14 protein-coding genes are annotated in these 13,969 nt (G+C 67.0%); 7 read left to right on the top strand and 7 right to left on the bottom strand.

The window, feature by feature from the left end:
• Window positions 1–49 precede the first annotated feature (49 nt).
• The 3 genes from ACEWQZ_RS05290 to ACEWQZ_RS05280 form a co-directional block, all read right to left on the bottom strand.
• Window positions 50–361: a hypothetical protein gene (locus ACEWQZ_RS05290; protein ID WP_476482027.1), complete on the bottom strand. Its 312-nt coding sequence runs from the start codon at window positions 359–361 to the stop codon at window positions 50–52.
• Window positions 362–427: 66 nt separating this feature from the next.
• Entirely contained in the window at window positions 428–1,672 is a 1,245-nt protein-coding gene (ilvA, locus tag ACEWQZ_RS05285; RefSeq protein ID WP_476482026.1) for a threonine ammonia-lyase, read from the bottom strand.
• Window positions 1,673–1,704: 32 nt separating this feature from the next.
• Window positions 1,705–2,004 carry a hypothetical protein gene (locus ACEWQZ_RS05280; protein ID WP_476482025.1) on the bottom strand — a complete coding sequence of 100 codons (300 nt, stop codon included), beginning with the start codon at window positions 2,002–2,004 and terminating at the stop codon, window positions 1,705–1,707.
• Window positions 2,005–2,099: 95 nt separating this feature from the next.
• Between ACEWQZ_RS05280 and ACEWQZ_RS05275 the strand changes: the two genes are divergently transcribed.
• Entirely contained in the window at window positions 2,100–3,275 is a 1,176-nt protein-coding gene (locus ACEWQZ_RS05275; RefSeq protein ID WP_476482024.1) for an NnrS family protein, read from the top strand.
• Here ACEWQZ_RS05275 and ACEWQZ_RS05270 read toward each other — a convergent pair.
• Window positions 3,248–3,748 (bottom strand): hypothetical protein, encoded by a 501-nt coding sequence (locus tag ACEWQZ_RS05270; RefSeq protein WP_476482023.1) that lies wholly within the window; start codon window positions 3,746–3,748, stop codon window positions 3,248–3,250. The genes ACEWQZ_RS05275 and ACEWQZ_RS05270 overlap by 28 nt on opposite strands.
• Window positions 3,749–3,789: 41 nt before the next feature.
• Window positions 3,790–5,808 carry a pyridoxal phosphate-dependent decarboxylase family protein gene (locus tag ACEWQZ_RS05265; RefSeq protein WP_476482022.1) on the bottom strand — a complete coding sequence of 673 codons (2,019 nt, stop codon included), beginning with the start codon at window positions 5,806–5,808 and terminating at the stop codon, window positions 3,790–3,792.
• A gap of 168 nt (window positions 5,809–5,976) precedes the next feature.
• On the opposite strand from ACEWQZ_RS05265, the gene ACEWQZ_RS05260 reads away from it, so the two are divergent.
• Window positions 5,977–6,678, top strand: a complete 702-nt coding sequence (locus ACEWQZ_RS05260) for a Crp/Fnr family transcriptional regulator (RefSeq protein ID WP_476482021.1) — start codon at window positions 5,977–5,979, stop codon at window positions 6,676–6,678.
• Window positions 6,679–6,684: 6 nt separating this feature from the next.
• Here the strand turns inward: ACEWQZ_RS05260 and ACEWQZ_RS05255 are convergent, their stop codons facing one another.
• The gene (locus ACEWQZ_RS05255) at window positions 6,685–7,749 is read right to left on the bottom strand and encodes a COX15/CtaA family protein (protein WP_476482020.1); all 1,065 of its coding nucleotides are present in this window, start codon (window positions 7,747–7,749) and stop codon (window positions 6,685–6,687) included.
• A gap of 237 nt (window positions 7,750–7,986) precedes the next feature.
• On the opposite strand from ACEWQZ_RS05255, the gene ACEWQZ_RS05250 reads away from it, so the two are divergent.
• The 5 genes from ACEWQZ_RS05250 to ACEWQZ_RS05230 all read left to right on the top strand — a co-directional run bounded on the left by ACEWQZ_RS05250 (window position 7,987) and on the right by ACEWQZ_RS05230 (window position 12,619).
• On the top strand, window positions 7,987–8,337 hold the full coding sequence (locus ACEWQZ_RS05250; protein ID WP_476482019.1) for a c-type cytochrome: 351 nt from the start codon (window positions 7,987–7,989) through the stop codon (window positions 8,335–8,337).
• Window positions 8,338–8,419: 82 nt separating this feature from the next.
• The gene (ubiT, locus tag ACEWQZ_RS05245; RefSeq protein WP_476482018.1) at window positions 8,420–8,974 is read left to right on the top strand and encodes a ubiquinone anaerobic biosynthesis accessory factor UbiT; all 555 of its coding nucleotides are present in this window, start codon (window positions 8,420–8,422) and stop codon (window positions 8,972–8,974) included.
• Window positions 8,975–9,046: 72 nt separating this feature from the next.
• Window positions 9,047–9,604: a thioredoxin family protein gene (locus tag ACEWQZ_RS05240; protein ID WP_476482017.1), complete on the top strand. Its 558-nt coding sequence runs from the start codon at window positions 9,047–9,049 to the stop codon at window positions 9,602–9,604.
• 1 nt (window position 9,605) lies between these two features.
• Window positions 9,606–12,020: an ATP-dependent helicase HrpB gene (gene hrpB, locus ACEWQZ_RS05235; RefSeq protein WP_476482016.1), complete on the top strand. Its 2,415-nt coding sequence runs from the start codon at window positions 9,606–9,608 to the stop codon at window positions 12,018–12,020.
• A gap of 164 nt (window positions 12,021–12,184) precedes the next feature.
• Window positions 12,185–12,619, top strand: coding sequence for a DUF3617 domain-containing protein (locus tag ACEWQZ_RS05230; protein ID WP_476482015.1), 435 nt, complete (start codon window positions 12,185–12,187; stop codon window positions 12,617–12,619).
• 336 nt (window positions 12,620–12,955) lie between these two features.
• Here the strand turns inward: ACEWQZ_RS05230 and speE are convergent, their stop codons facing one another.
• Complete coding sequence (gene speE / locus ACEWQZ_RS05225; RefSeq protein WP_476482014.1) at window positions 12,956–13,795, bottom strand: polyamine aminopropyltransferase; 840 nt, start codon at window positions 13,793–13,795, stop codon at window positions 12,956–12,958.
• Between the last annotated feature and the right edge of the window lie 174 nt (window positions 13,796–13,969).

Raw genomic sequence — 13,969 nt, 5'->3', positions numbered from 1 at the left:
TCGTTGAGCGGGCGATCGGATGAGTCGCGAATGATCAGACGGCGCGGGTTCATGGCTCGTCCGGCGGTGCGTCGTCAACGGAGTCATCGAGCAGCGACGCCTTGCCTTTCGGGGCCCCGTCGGGCTTGAGCTCGTGCTGCTGCTGGCGAAAGACCCGGGTCATGCGCTCGAGCTCGTCGGCAACCGCTTCGACAACGCAGGGCTCGCCGCGCACGCAGGGGCAGACCGCCTGCTCGACCTGCTGTCGACTGCCCTGATCGGAAGGCAGAGTCTGCCCGGCCAGCGTTTCGGGGCCGTACTTGCGCGCCAGCCGAAGCAGTTTTTCGAACGAGATGGCGGGCGTGTAGCTGTCGGTATCCACGGCATCCTCCAGGCGCTTGTCTGGATTGATGCATCCACGATACGCCTTGCCGGCAGGCCCTGCAAGTCAGCGGCTTTGCTCCGGATGGGTCAGCGCCTGTACCGCCAGGCCTTCCTTTTCAAGCAGCTCGAAGAGCTCGAGCTGATGGGCGCTGTCGCGCGTTTCCAGCTCCAGAGTGATTTCCGTCAGCCCGACGGGCACGTGCAGCTCGCCGCGGCGGTGACGCACGTCGCGGACGTTCATGCCCAGCTTGGCGACCCGCTCGATCAGGCCGGCCAGGTTGCCGGGACGGTCGGGCAGCGTCACCGCCAGGCTCAGCAGGCGTCCGCCGGCGGCCAGGCCGTAGTCGATTGAGCGCCCGACCAGCGACATGTCGATATTGCCGCCGGAAACCACGCAGGCAACGCGCTCGTCGGAGCCGAGTTCGATGCGGTCTTCGAGCAGGGCGGCCAGAGCCGCCGCGCCGCCGCCCTCGGCAATGGTGCGGGTGGTTTCGAGCAGGCTGACGATGGCCCGCGCGATGGCATTGTCATCGACGGTGACGATCTCGTCGACGTGCTCGGCGATCACCTGGCGGGTCAGCTCGCCGGGGGCCTTGACGCTGATGCCGTCGGCAATGGTTCTGGCCTGTGGGTCAATGGCCTCGAAGCTGCCGTCGTCCAGAAAATGCCGCCACGGGGCCACCGCGTCGGCCTGCACGCCAATCAGCCGGATGTCCGGGCGCTGCAGCTTGATCGCCAGGGCAATGCCGGAAAGCAGGCCGCCGCCGCCCAGCGGCACCACGGCGGTGGTCATCTCCGGCATGGCGGCGAGCATTTCCAGGCCGCAGCTGGCCTGACCGGCAATGATGTCGAGATCGTCGTAAGGCGAAATGAACACCAGGTTGTGTTCGTCGGCCAGAGCGCGGGCGCGCTCGGTCGCCTCTTCCAGGCTGGTGCCGACCTGCTCGATGCGCGCGCCCAGTTCGCGGCAGGCCACCACCTTGGTCATCGGTGCGGTTTCGGGCATGACCACGGTGGCGGGCAAGCCGAATCGGCGGGCGGCGTGCGCAACTGCCTGGGCGTGATTGCCGGCCGAGGCCGCGACCACGCCGGCCACCGGGGTGCTCAGGCGGTTCAGTTCGGCGAGCTTGTTGCTGGCGCCGCGAAACTTGAACGAGCCGGTCAGCTGCAGGTTCTCGTGCTTGAGTGACAGCGAAGAACCCAAGCGGGCGCTCAGGGTTTCGCTGGCGGTCAGCGGGGTGGCAATGATGCGCTCTTTGATACGCTTGTGCGCAGCAAGCAGGTCTTCCAGTGCAAGTTCGATGGCCATGGGTTTTTCTTCTTTCTGGCGGTTGACAGGCGCTATTCTGACACCGACGGTGCGCCGTCGGGGCGCTCGAGGGTGTCGAGCAGTTCGTTGGCGCGCGCCTGCAGGGCACGATAGCCTGCCTCCCACTGCCCGTCGCGCGGGCGGGTGCGCGCCAGCCGCAGGATCAGCTCGCGCATTTGTGCGTTGTCTGCCGCCAGCGCTTGATAGTCGTCAGCGCGCACCAGCTCTACGGCGCGATCCTGACAGATGCCCAGACAGGGCTGCGGCGCCTCGATGCGACCGCAGCCGATACACTCCCAGGCCTTGAAACGAGGATTGAACTGGCGGGCCATGATGCGTGCTCCCGGGACGAACGCGGGCCGCCCGCCCCATTGACTGGCGCCATCGCGGAGACGATGACGCCGATTAAGTATGTAGAATACATATTATGGCAGAGTTCATCCCGGCAGGCCGGCCGAATCCGGTCGTGGTCAAGCGCGTCATCACCGAAACCTGGTTCTTTCCCCTGGCCGCGCTCTACGGCGCGCTGGCCCTGCCGCTGTTTGCGGCCGGCTGGACCGGGCTGATCACCGCCCCACCGGGGCTTCAGAGCCCGGCCGGACACGCTCACGAACTGCTGTTTGGCTACGCGCTGGCGGTGGTGTGCGGCTTTCTGGTCAACCGCGTGCCGGGAACCCGGCTCGGGCTGCTGTTCGCGCTGTGGTTCTGTGCCCGCCTGGCTTTTCTGTTTGTGCCTGAAAGCGTGCTGGCCGCGGTCGCCAACATCGGTTTTGCCAGCGTGGTGGCGGCCACCGCCGCGCCGCGCTTCATGAAGGCGGCCAAGAAGTGGCGCAACCGTCTGACCGGCCCGCTGGTGCTGGCCATCTGCGCCTGCGCAGCGGCCTTTCACCTGGTGCTGGCGCGCGGCGGCGGCTTTGCGCTCTACGTGGTGGCAGGCGAGGCGGTGGTGCTGTTCGCCATGCTGATGCTGTTCTTCGGCGGGCGCCTGATTGCTCCGGCCGCAGCCGGCGTTATCGAACGCAGCGGCGGCAGCATGGAAGCCAGAGTGCAGCCGCGTATCGAAGGTGCCATTCTGCTGACGATGATCGGCGCTGCGCTGACCGGGCCGCTTGCCGCACTCATCGGATCACTCGCGGCGCTGGACATGCTGCACGGCCTGCTGCTGATCGCCGCCGGCATGCTGGCCAGCATTCGACTGCTGCGCTGGCAGCTGTGGCGCTGCGGTGGGCGGCCCGATCTGCTCTGCCTGGGAGTTGGCTATGGCTGGCTGGCGCTGGGCCTGATCCTGCTGGGCCTCAGCCGTGGTTTCGATCTCGGCCTGGCGCGGCCGGCAGCCACCCACGCCATCACCATCGGCGCCCTGGGCACGCTGACGAGCTGCATCATGCTGCGCACCCGGCTGCTGCGCCTGCGCCATGAGCTGACCCGCTTCGGCCCCGCTTTCATGACCATGACCGGTCTGATCAGCCTGGCCACCGTCGCCCGGCTGCTATCGACCGGCAGCGCGGCCGGACTGCTGCTGGCCGCAGCCGCGTGGATGCTGGCGCTGGGCGTGCTGTTCGTGCTGCTGTCGAGCTATCGCCGCGCCGCCCAGCCGGGATGATCGAAGTGCTCGGCGTAGGCTTGCAGCACTTCGTGCAGTCGGTGCAGGCCGGCGTGCAGATCATCGGATTCTCGCAGTGAACGCGCTGCGCCAAGGGCCGCTGCCAGCAGCTTGTGCAGCTCGGCGTCGGCATCGGCGGGCAGCCGGCAGTTGGCAAACATGAAGTTGACCTGATCGTCGACGGTCGCGGCCAGCTCGGCGGCGGATTCGGCGTCGAACTCGTCATTGCGGTAGGCATCGTGGGCCGGCTCGAAGGCGTCTCTGATGCCGGCCATGCCCTGGCGCAGCGATGCGTCCGTGGCCCACTGGCCGGTTTCAGGGCGCTCGAGATCAAGATCGGCGCCGGTCTGCATCGCCTGATGATCATGCGCCTGGTCGTGCTCGTGTTCGTGGTCGGCCTTCTCGGCGGCTGCCGGCATGCACAGCGCCAGCGTCAGGATCAGCAGGGTAAGGCCGTGAATCGCGCTTTTCATGTCAAGACTCCTTGCAGTTTCATCGGGGTAGTATTCACCGGCTATCCGACATCGGCATCGGCCAGCTCACGCTTGACCAGCGCGGCGAGATAGCGGCTGTAGCGATCGAGATAGTTCAGGCCTTCGTCGCGGCCGGAAAGCCAGGGGTTCATCAGCGTGTGGCGCAGCAGGAAGATGCTGTCGGCCTGGTCGCCGGAGTCGTCCGGCGCCTCGGTAAAGCTGGCGGGGTCCAGATCGAGCTCGGTCATGATGTGTTCGGCGGCCTGGCTGCTGAGCTTGCTGCGCTGGACCAGCGTGCGTGAACCGAAGAACTCGCGCGTGCGGATGTCGATCTCCTCGCCGACGTCCAGGTGAGCGTAGAGGCGGCGGCCGAAGGCGTTCATTTTCGCCAGCGAGCGATTGCCGGCGGGGTTGATGGCCAGGCACACCAGGTTGGTGTCGGGCACGAAAGGCAGCACCACCCGCGCAATGCCGGCGAGCTCGTCGCGCAGCCGGTCGATGTGGCGGAAGAAGTATTCGCAGTTGCGAATGGTCTCACCGCACAGCCGGCCCATGTGCTCGGCATCGAGCGGCAGCACGCGATGGCTCAGCCAGGCACCGGCGGCTACCGCACCGGGCTTGGAGCCTTCGAGAATGTACTGACCCAGGTTGCGGAAGCGGCGCTCGTATTCCGAATCGGCGGTGGCTTCGGATTCGTCGAACACGTAGGCGGCCTTCTGACTGATGAAGTCGGTCATGCCGCGGTCGCGTGCCACGTAGGCGCCGCAGCCGAAGGGCACATAGCCCAGCTTGTGCGGGTCGACGGTGATCGAGTCGGCGTGGCGCAGCGCCGCGAAGGCCTGATAGACGCGGGGCGTGGGAAAGTAGTGAAAGTCGCGCCGCATGTCGTCGCGGTCGATCAGGGTGCCGTCGGGGTGGCGGAACATGCTGGCCAGATATCCGCCCCAGGCCGCGTCGATGTGGATGGCGAAATCCAGCCCGCGGCGGCGCCAGCGCTGACGCGCAGCGACGATCTCGTGGACCGGGTCGATCGAGCCGAACTCGGTAGTGCCGAGAATGCCGATTGCCGCCAGCACCGGGCGCTTGCTCTCGTGCAGGGCCGCGAGCTTGTCGTCGAGCGCGTCGGCGTCCAGGCGCATGCGCTCGTTGACGGCCACGGGCACCAGCTGGGCGCTGCCCAGGCCGAGCAGCTTGAGCGCCTTTTCCCAGGAGTAATGCGCGGTATCCGGCACCAGCACCACCGGCGTGCCCAGCTCCGGGTGGCGCAGGTGAAACTCGGCCATGCCGAGGGACTCGACGCGCTCGTTCTCGATGGCTTCGGCAAGATCACGCGCGGCGCGCTGATCGAGCTTGCGGTCAACGGCGGCCAGCAGATCGCGGCGGAGCCGGATGACGCGGTCGATCGACAGGTTGAACAGCTCGGGCGCGCTGGCCTGAAGGAAGTCGCTCGGCCCGCCTGGCAACTCGCCGGGATCGAAACCCGCCTCGCGCATCGCCCGGGCGGCCGCCAGCGGCCAGTAACGCACGGCGCGGAAATACCACAGCGCCTCGTCGTTGGCGATGGTGCCGCCGGAGGTGGCGTGGCCCCAGGCGCAGGGCTCGACTTCGGGGTCGGTGTTGTAGCCGAACATGGCAGCGAGCTGCCGGCCCAGGTCGAGCTCCAGCGGCAGGGTTACCGGCGAGGACTCGTCGGTGACGTTGTTCGGGTTGTAGAGCGTCGTGACCAGCTGGGCGATCAGGCCGGGCAGCAGCAGGTCCGAGGCCATGTGGCCAATGTAGCGCGGGTTGAAGAACGGCGCGGAGTTCTTCAGCCGCGCGGTCAGGCCATGGAGTTCGCTTTTCATGCGGCCGACAAAGCGCCGGTACTCCGGACCGGTGTCGGCCAGCACGGGAATCTGCGGCCGGTCTTCGGGGTGGATGTTGCGGCGCCAGTAGACATGGTCGCGCAGCAGCTCCACCAGAACCTTTTCGAACAGCTCGTTGTTTTCGGCGTAGGCGCCGAGAAACAGCGGGCTGAGCCAGTCGATCAGCTCGGCTTCATCTTGTTGTTTGTCGTTCATTGCTCGTCAGTTCACTGTTCTCGAGTGCATTGTTTCCGGATTCATGGGGCGGCCGAACTTGGCCCGACCGATCTTTGATCGTGATCAATAAGAGGCATGACAGATGCTGCTTTACTCACTATACGTCAATATCGGCTCGCCCGACGGGCCGTACAAGAGCATCCTGCCATGAGCAAGACCCAACAGCCCGGCGTCGACGAGCTGCAGCAGTTTGCGCTGCTGGCCGGCCTCAACGAGGCCGAGTCCGGGCGCGTTCTGGACAAGGCCCGCATCGTGACCGTCGAGCGCAACGAGCATCTGTTTCACCACGGCGACCCGGCCCGCCGGATCTGGCTGTGCCGGCGCGGCCAGCTCAAGCTCTACCGCCTGTCGGAATTGGGCCAGGAGAAGATCATCGCCATCATCAATCCGGGGCGCAGCTTCGCCGAGGCCACCTTGTTCATGTCCAAGCGGGTCTACCCCGTGCACTGTGCCGCCCTCAAACCCAGCGAGCTGATCGGGTTCGATGCCGACGACCTGGTCGAGACCCTGAACAACGATCCGCAGGCCTGCTTCCGCCTGCTGGGCACGCTGAGCCGGCGCATGCACGAAAAGATCAACCAGATCGAATCGCTGGCGCTGCAGAACGCCCATCTGCGCGTGGCCCATTATCTGCTGGACCAGTATCGCGACCGCGGCGAGCCGACAAGCTTTCGCCTGGAGGCGAGCAAGAAGCACATTGCCGGGCTGCTGGCAGTGCAGCCCGAAACCCTGTCGAGAAGCCTGGCGGCTCTGCAGCAGGAGGGCGCGCTGGACATGGACGCACGCTACATCACGATCAGGGACGCGGCGCGGCTCGAGCAGGCCGCCCGCGGCACGCTGACGGTCTGACTCGCCTCAGCCCGGCGCCGGCGCCAGACGGCCCGAATGTACCGGCTGCGGCGCGTGGCTGACGCGATAATCGGCAGCAATCAGCGCCGCCAGTACCAGCACCGCCACGCCCTGATGGAGCGTGCCCAGAACCACCGGCACATAGAGCATCAGCGTGGTGATTCCCAGCGCCACCTGCACGCCCAAGACCACCAGCAGAATGTGAAACGCGCGCCGGCTGCCGGCATCCGGTGCCCGCCCACGCTGGCGCAGCCACGCCGCAAGAACCACCGCCAGCGTCGACAGCGCCAGCAGCCGGTGCATGAACTGCACGGTAGCGGTGTTCTCGAAGAAGTTGCGCCACCATGGTTCCAGCCCCAGGATGCCTTCGGGGACCAGCCGCCCGGCCATGAAGGGAAAATCGTTGTAGACAAGGCCGGCGTGCAGGCCGGCGACAAAGGCGCCAACGAACACCGTCAGCGGGACCATGAACAGCAGGGCGATGGTCCAGCGCCGCAGCGGATGCGGCCGGTGCACCGCCGGCATCAGCAGGCCCAGCGCCAGGCGGAACATCAGCGAGAAAATGAGCATCGCCAGGCTCAGATGGGCGGCCAGGCGGTAGGGGCTGACGCGCGGGATGTCGACCAGCCCGCTTTGCACCATGAACCAGCCCATCCAGCCCTGCAGCGCCCCCAGACCAAGGATGCCGATCAGCGGCCAGCGCAGGCGCCGCGGAATCCAGCCGCGCCAGAAAAACCAGGCCAGCGGCAGGGCAAAGACCAGGCCGAGCGAACGCGCCAGCATGCGGTGGCCAAACTCGAACCAGTAGATCACCTTGAACTCGTCAAGCGACATGCCGCGGTTGACCTTCTGATACTCCGGGCTGGCCCGGTAGGCGTCGAACTCGCGCATCCAGGTGGCCTCGCCGGTGGGCGGCAGAACGCCGGTTACCGGCTGCCACTCGACCATCGACAGCCCCGAACCGGTCAGGCGCGTGGCGCCGCCGAGCATGATCAGGGAAAACAGCACCAGGCAGCAGATAAGCAGCCAGATGCCGACGCGACGCTGATGATGTCTTTCGATCAGATTCATGCTGTGTGTCATTCTGTTCTTGTGGCGGGCACTGCGGTGCATCAGCCCGAGCGACAGTATAGATGCTGAGCGGTCAGCGCGCGGCCGGGTGCATCGCTGCCAGGTCCTTCCGGCTGCCTCTCATAGCGGTATAATGAATCCATCTTTGTGGCTGATTCAGCTTTGATTCAGCGCAAGCGGAACGATCGGCCCTAGAATAAGCCGACGCAACAACCAAGACCCACAGGAGAGTCAAAAATGCGTGTTCTGTTGACTGCAATCGTTTTTTCCGCCGGCGCCCTGCTGGCCCACTCGTCGCTGGCCGCCGACGCCGAAGCCGGTGAAGCAAAGTTCAAGCAGCTCTGCGCCACCTGCCACGGCCCGAGCGGACAGGGCGATGGCCCGGCATCGGCCGCGCTCAATCCCTCGCCGCGCGACATGAGCGACGCCGAATGGCAGGCCTCGGTCGATGACGAGCATCTGCACACCGTCATCAAGGACGGCGGCGCCGCCGTTGGCCTGTCGCCGATCATGACGGCCTTCGGCCACGCGCTGAGCGAAGAGGACCTCGACAACGTCGTCGCCTACATTCGTACGCTCGACGACTGAGGACACCGCAGACCGCCCGCGGCCGTCGGGCGGACCCCGGCCGACGGTCCGGCATCCACGCACGACACCTGGAGAACCCGCCGTGAGCCTTCGTTCTGCCACCGCCCATCCACTGGACGCAATGGCGCGCCGCATGCCGCCACCGCAGCTGATGGCGCTGCCGCTGCGGCTGTGCCCGCCGCCGGTGGAGCGCCGCCTGCTCGAGCGCGCGCTCAACCATCTGCTGGCTGAGCTCATCGCCGACGGTGAATTCGACTACCTGGCCGGACGGCGCCTGGCCGTCGAGATCGAAGACATGGACCTGCGCTGGGTGGTCACCGCCGGCGATAAGCGTCTGCAGACCGTCTCCGGCCGCGAGAGCGCCGATGCCAGCATCCGCGGCCGCGCGCTGGAATTCCTGCTGCTGATCGCCCGCCTGGAAGACCCCGACACGCTGTTCTTTCAGCGCCGGCTCGAGGTCACCGGCGATACCGCCATCGGCCTGACCACCCGCAACCTGCTCGACCGCCTGCCGATCGAGGCCCTGCCCCTGCCGCTGCGCATCGCGCTCAACCGCGCCGGGCGCTTCGGCCAGCGCATCCGGCAACAACAGAGCGTCGTGCCGAGTGATCGCCAACCCGACAGCCCTGCGGCCTGACGTTGTAGACTGATGCAGCCAGCGGGGGTTGGCCCCGCGGCGAAACCATCCATCAACGTAGCGAGAACGCCCATGGCCCGAATCGAGTCGACCATGCTCCCGCTGGGCACGCCAGCGCCCGATTTCAAACTGCCCGACACGGTCAGCGGCAAGACCCTGGGCCTCGACGACATCGCCGGGCAGCGCGCCACCCTGGTGATGTTCATCTGCAATCACTGCCCCTTCGTCCGGCACGTGCTCGACGAGCTGGTTCGCCTGGGCAACGATTACGATCCAAAGCAGGTCGGCATGGTCGCGATCAGCAGCAACGACGTGACCGGTTACCCGCAGGATCGGCCCGAGCGGATGGCCGAGCTGGCCCGCGCAAGGGAGTTTCCCTTCCCCTACCTGTACGACCAGCCCCAGGACACGGCGCGGGCATTCGACGCCGCCTGCACGCCGGACTTCTACATCTTCGACGGCGAGCGCCGCCTGGTCTACCGCGGCCAGCTCGACGACTCGCGTCCTGGCAACGCCAGGCCGGTGACCGGCCGCGACGTGCGCGCCGCGCTGGATGCCCTGCTGGCCGGTCTGCCGATCACCGAAGACCAGAAGCCCTCGATCGGGTGCAACATCAAGTGGAAGGAGTGATTTGCTCCCGGTAGACGCTGCTCTTCCGGAGCTGCTCGACGCGCTCGAGAACCACCCCACGGCGGTGCTGCAGGCGCCGACCGGCAGCGGCAAGACCACGCGGGCACCGATGGCCCTGCTGGAGGCCGGCTGGCGGCAGGGGCGGCGCATTGTCATGCTTGAACCCAGGCGGCTGGCGGCACGCTCGGCGGCGCGCTTCATGGCCGGTCAGCTTGGCGAGCGGGTCGGGCAAACGGTTGGCTACCGCACCCGCCTGGATACCCGCATATCGACTGAAACCCGCATCGAGGTGGTCACCGAAGGCATCCTCGCGCGCATGATCCAGTCCGACCCGGAACTGGCGAACTGCGCCGCGGTCATCTTCGACGAATTTCACGAGCGCTCACTGCAGGCCGATCTGGGCCTGGCGCTGGTGCGCGAGTCGCAGCAGGCCCTGCGCGAAGACCTGCGCGTGATCGTGATGTCGGCCACGCTCGATACCGAGCGCCTGTCGGCCCTGCTCGACGACTGCCCGGTGGTCACCGCCGAAGGCCGCAGCTACCCGGTTGATGTGCGCTACCGTCCGGCCCTGCGACAGCGCCGGATGGAGGCGCACGCTGCCGCCGTGGTGCTCGAGGCGCTCGACAGCGAACCCGGCTCGGTGCTGGTATTCCTGCCGGGCATGCGCGAGATGCGCCGGGTGGCCGAGCGGCTGGAAGGCCGCCTGCCCGACGATGCAGAACTGCATCTGCTGCACGGCCAGCTCAGCGCAGCCGCGCAGGACGCGGCCATCCGCCCGGCCGCTGCCAGCCGGCGCAAGATCGTGCTCGCCAGCGCCATTGCCGAGTCGAGCTTGACCATCGAGGGTATTCGCGTGGTCGTCGACGCCGGCTGGCAGCGGCAGGCACGCTTCGACCCCAACAGCGGCATGACCCGGCTGGTGACCGAGCGCGTATCGAAAGCCTCGGCCGAGCAGCGGCGCGGGCGCGCCGGCCGTCTGGAGCCGGGCTGCTGCTACCGCCTTTGGACCGAGGCCGAACAGGCGCGCCTGCAGCCGCAGAGCGCGCCGGAAATTCTCTCCGCCGATCTGGCGCCGCTGATGCTCGAGCTGGCGCAGTGGGGCGTTGCCGATCCCGGCGAGCTCGACTGGCTGGATCCGCCACCAGCGGCGGCCCGCGAGCAGGCCATCGAGCTGCTGCAGGCACTTCAGGCCCTCGACGAGGCCAGGCGCATCACCGCCGACGGCCGCGCCATGCTCGCCCTGGGCACGCACCCGCGGCTGGCGCATATGGTGCTGGCCGGCCGCCGGCTGGGCCGGGCCCGGACGGCGGCCGAACTGGCCGCGCTGCTGGGCGAGCGCGATATCGGCGGCTTCGGCGAGGCCGACATGGCCCTGCGCCTGGCGCGGCTGCGCCGGGCCGGGCCGCGATCCGGCGGCCTGCTGGCGCAGGTTTCGAAGACGGCTGACCGCCTGGCCGACGGGCGCGGCGACGACAAGAGCGCGACCACGGGCATCGGCGCCCTGCTTGCCACCGCCTGGCCCGACCGCGTCGGCCAGGCCCGCGGCGGGCAGCGGGGCCGATTCCTGCTCGCCAACGGCCGCGGTGCTTTCGTCGACGCCGCTGATCCGCTGGCCGGCAACGAATTCATCGTTGCCTGCGATCTCGACGGTCAGGCGCGCGAGGCGCGGGTCTACCTGGCCGCGGCGCTCAGTCGAGATGAACTTGAAACGGTGCTCGCACACCGCATCCGGGAGCACGAGAGAGCCGACTGGGACGAGCGCCGCGGCACCGTCGTCGCCCGGCGCGAACGACGCCTGGGTGCGCTGGTGCTGGAATCGACCGAGCTTGACCGCCCCGGACCCGAAGCACTGCAGGCCGGGCTGCTCGACGCGGTTCGGCGCAAGGGCCTCGAGGCGCTGCCCTGGACGCCAGCCGCCCGGCAATTGCAGGCCCGCGTTGCCCTGCTGCACTCGCTGTGGCCCGACGACTGGCCGGCGCTCGACGACGACACGCTGACGGCAACGCTCGACGACTGGCTGGCACCCTGGCTGGCGGGCATGAGCCACTGGCGCGACCTGGCGTCCCTCGACCTGGTCGCGGCGCTGTCGAACCGGCTTGGCCACGAACGCTCACGCGAGCTGAAGACACTGGCACCCACCCGTTTCGACCTGCCCACCGGGCAACGCGCCCGGCTGGACTACTGCACGGAGAATCCACCGGTGCTGCGCATCAAGCTGCAGGCCATGTTCGGCTGCCGCCGCACCCCCGCCGTGGCCCGCGGTCGGGTGCCGATCCAGCTCCACCTGCTCTCGCCGGCCGGGCGGCCGCTCGCGGTCACCGCCGATCTGGCAAGCTTCTGGGACAACGCCTACCCGCAGGTGCGCAAGGACATGCGCGGGCGCTATCCCAAGCACGACTGGCCCGAAAAGCCCTGAGCTCGGGCAGCAGGCGATTCAGCCGCCGCTCAGGGCAGCGCGGTACAATGCCGCTCCATAACCACGCAGACTGGCATGACTGCCTGGCCGATTGCGTTATTTCACTACATGTCGATTAAAAATGCCGGGCCCGACCCGGATCCCCCAACAACGAGGAGTGACACATGATTGCACGCACGCTTACCGCCGCCCTGGCGCTTGGACTGATCACCGCCGCCGTGGCGGAAACGCCCGACATCGAGCCTGGCCTGTGGAAATACGACAACCACATGACCTTCTCCGGCGACATGCCGATTCCCGATCAGAACCAGTCCAGCGAAGAATGCATCACGGCTGAAGACATTGCCGAAGGCGACGCTTTTCTGGACGATGTCGATGAATGCGACGTTACCCACAAGGACGTGCGCAGCGACGGCATGGACTACTCGATGACCTGCGCCCAGCCCGACGGCACGCAAATGACCATGGACGCCGAGATGCAGTTCAACGGCACCACCGCCAGCGGCACCGTCCAGGGCAATATGGAAACCCCGATGGGCGCCATGCAGATGACCATCAACATGTCCGGCGAACGCATCGGCGACTGCGAAAGCGAATAAACCGCTACCGCCGAAGCATCGAACTCAGAGCCGGGCACCGCCCGGCTTTTTTGATTCCATGCGGCGGCTGCGAGGGTAAAGAACAGCAGCAAACCCTCAGAAGCCTGCCGGCTTTGGTCAGCGCCGTATCGCGATCTGGAGATCGCTCCTGCAACGGCGGGCGCCAAGGCCCTGCCGGGTGGCGCGCAGGGCGCGGGGGATCAATCACCAAGCGCAAGCCACCGGCTTCGACCAGCACCATATCGCGATCTGGAGGTCGCTCCTGCAACGGCGGGCGCCAGCGCCCTGCCGGTGGCGCGAACCGGACGAAAAGACATCACCGTCTCGAAACCACCCCTACGGCAACTGCGTCGCCAATGCCCCCACGTGCACACCGGGATTGAAGTAGCGCATCTCGATGCCGCTGGCGTCAAAGCGCTCGGCGCTGACCGGCTCGATGGGCCCGCCCTTGCGCGCCTGGGTCACGGACCACCAGCCCGAGGGATAGCACGGCTGCGGAAACCCCAGCGTCCGGATGGTGGAAAACCCGGCCTGGTCCATGTTGGATCGAATACCGGCGATGAGCTTCTGATGCAGCAGCGGCGACTCGCTTTGCTGCACAAACAAGCCGCCCTCGGCCAGAACCCGATAACAGTCGGCAACGAATTCCGGGCCGAACAGGCCCTCGGCCGGGCCGATGGGATCGGTCGAGTCGACGATGATCACATCCAGGCTGTCGGGCGCGAGATTTTTCACGTGCGCCAGGCCGTCCTCGAAGATCAGTTCGGCGCGCGAATCTTCGTTGCGCTCACAGAGTTCGGGAAAGTGCTTTTCTGAAAGGCGGGTGACCTGCTCGTCGATCTCGACCTGGGTACAGGCTTCCACGGTGCTGTGCGCCAGCACCTCGCGCAGGGTGCCACAGTCGCCGCCACCGATGATGAGCACGCGCTTCGGGTCCGGGTGCGAGAACAGCGCGGGGTGCGCCATCATTTCGTGATAGAGAAAATTGTCGCGCGCGGTCAGCATGACGAAGCCGTCGATCACCATCAGATTGCCCCAGTGAGTAGTGCGGTAGATGTCGATGGTCTGGTAGTCGGTGACCTCGCGCGCGATATGTCCCTCGATGGCCCAGGACTCGGCGCTGCCGGCCTCGGAGCACAGCTCGGTGAACCACTTGCGGTCAGTGGGAAGCGTCATGTATCGATCAGGATGATGACCAGCCCGCATGGTAACCCGCTGCCGAGCCTTTCAAAACCGAAAACGCCAGGGAAAACACGGAAAGAAGGCCTTTCGACCGTACTCCTGAGGTTCATTTTCCGTGTGCTTGCGTGTTTCCGGTGGTTTCATCTGCGCACGTCCGCCATCAGGATC

Source organism: Wenzhouxiangella sp. YN1, assembly GCF_056324145.1.
The sequence above is the reverse complement of the archived record's forward strand: the minus strand, read 5'-3'. Positions and strand labels throughout refer to the sequence as shown.

Bases quoted from the DNA above. Each gene is read 5' to 3' on its own strand.
- speE (WP_476482014.1), bottom strand. From the start codon at position 13,795: ATGACGCTTCCCACTGACCGCAAGTGGTTCACCGAGCTGTGCTCCGAG.
- ACEWQZ_RS05280 (WP_476482025.1), bottom strand. From the start codon at position 2,004: ATGGCCCGCCAGTTCAATCCTCGTTTCAAGGCCTGGGAGTGTATCGGC.
- ACEWQZ_RS05275 (WP_476482024.1), top strand. From the start codon at position 2,100: ATGGCAGAGTTCATCCCGGCAGGCCGGCCGAATCCGGTCGTGGTCAAG.
- ACEWQZ_RS05240 (WP_476482017.1), top strand. From the start codon at position 9,047: ATGGCCCGAATCGAGTCGACCATGCTCCCGCTGGGCACGCCAGCGCCC.
- ACEWQZ_RS05255 (WP_476482020.1), bottom strand. From the start codon at position 7,749: ATGAATCTGATCGAAAGACATCATCAGCGTCGCGTCGGCATCTGGCTG.
- ACEWQZ_RS05265 (WP_476482022.1), bottom strand. From the start codon at position 5,808: ATGAACGACAAACAACAAGATGAAGCCGAGCTGATCGACTGGCTCAGC.
- ACEWQZ_RS05270 (WP_476482023.1), bottom strand. From the start codon at position 3,748: ATGAAAAGCGCGATTCACGGCCTTACCCTGCTGATCCTGACGCTGGCG.
- ACEWQZ_RS05230 (WP_476482015.1), top strand. From the start codon at position 12,185: ATGATTGCACGCACGCTTACCGCCGCCCTGGCGCTTGGACTGATCACC.
- ilvA (WP_476482026.1), bottom strand. From the start codon at position 1,672: ATGGCCATCGAACTTGCACTGGAAGACCTGCTTGCTGCGCACAAGCGT.
- ACEWQZ_RS05250 (WP_476482019.1), top strand. From the start codon at position 7,987: ATGCGTGTTCTGTTGACTGCAATCGTTTTTTCCGCCGGCGCCCTGCTG.
- ACEWQZ_RS05260 (WP_476482021.1), top strand. From the start codon at position 5,977: ATGAGCAAGACCCAACAGCCCGGCGTCGACGAGCTGCAGCAGTTTGCG.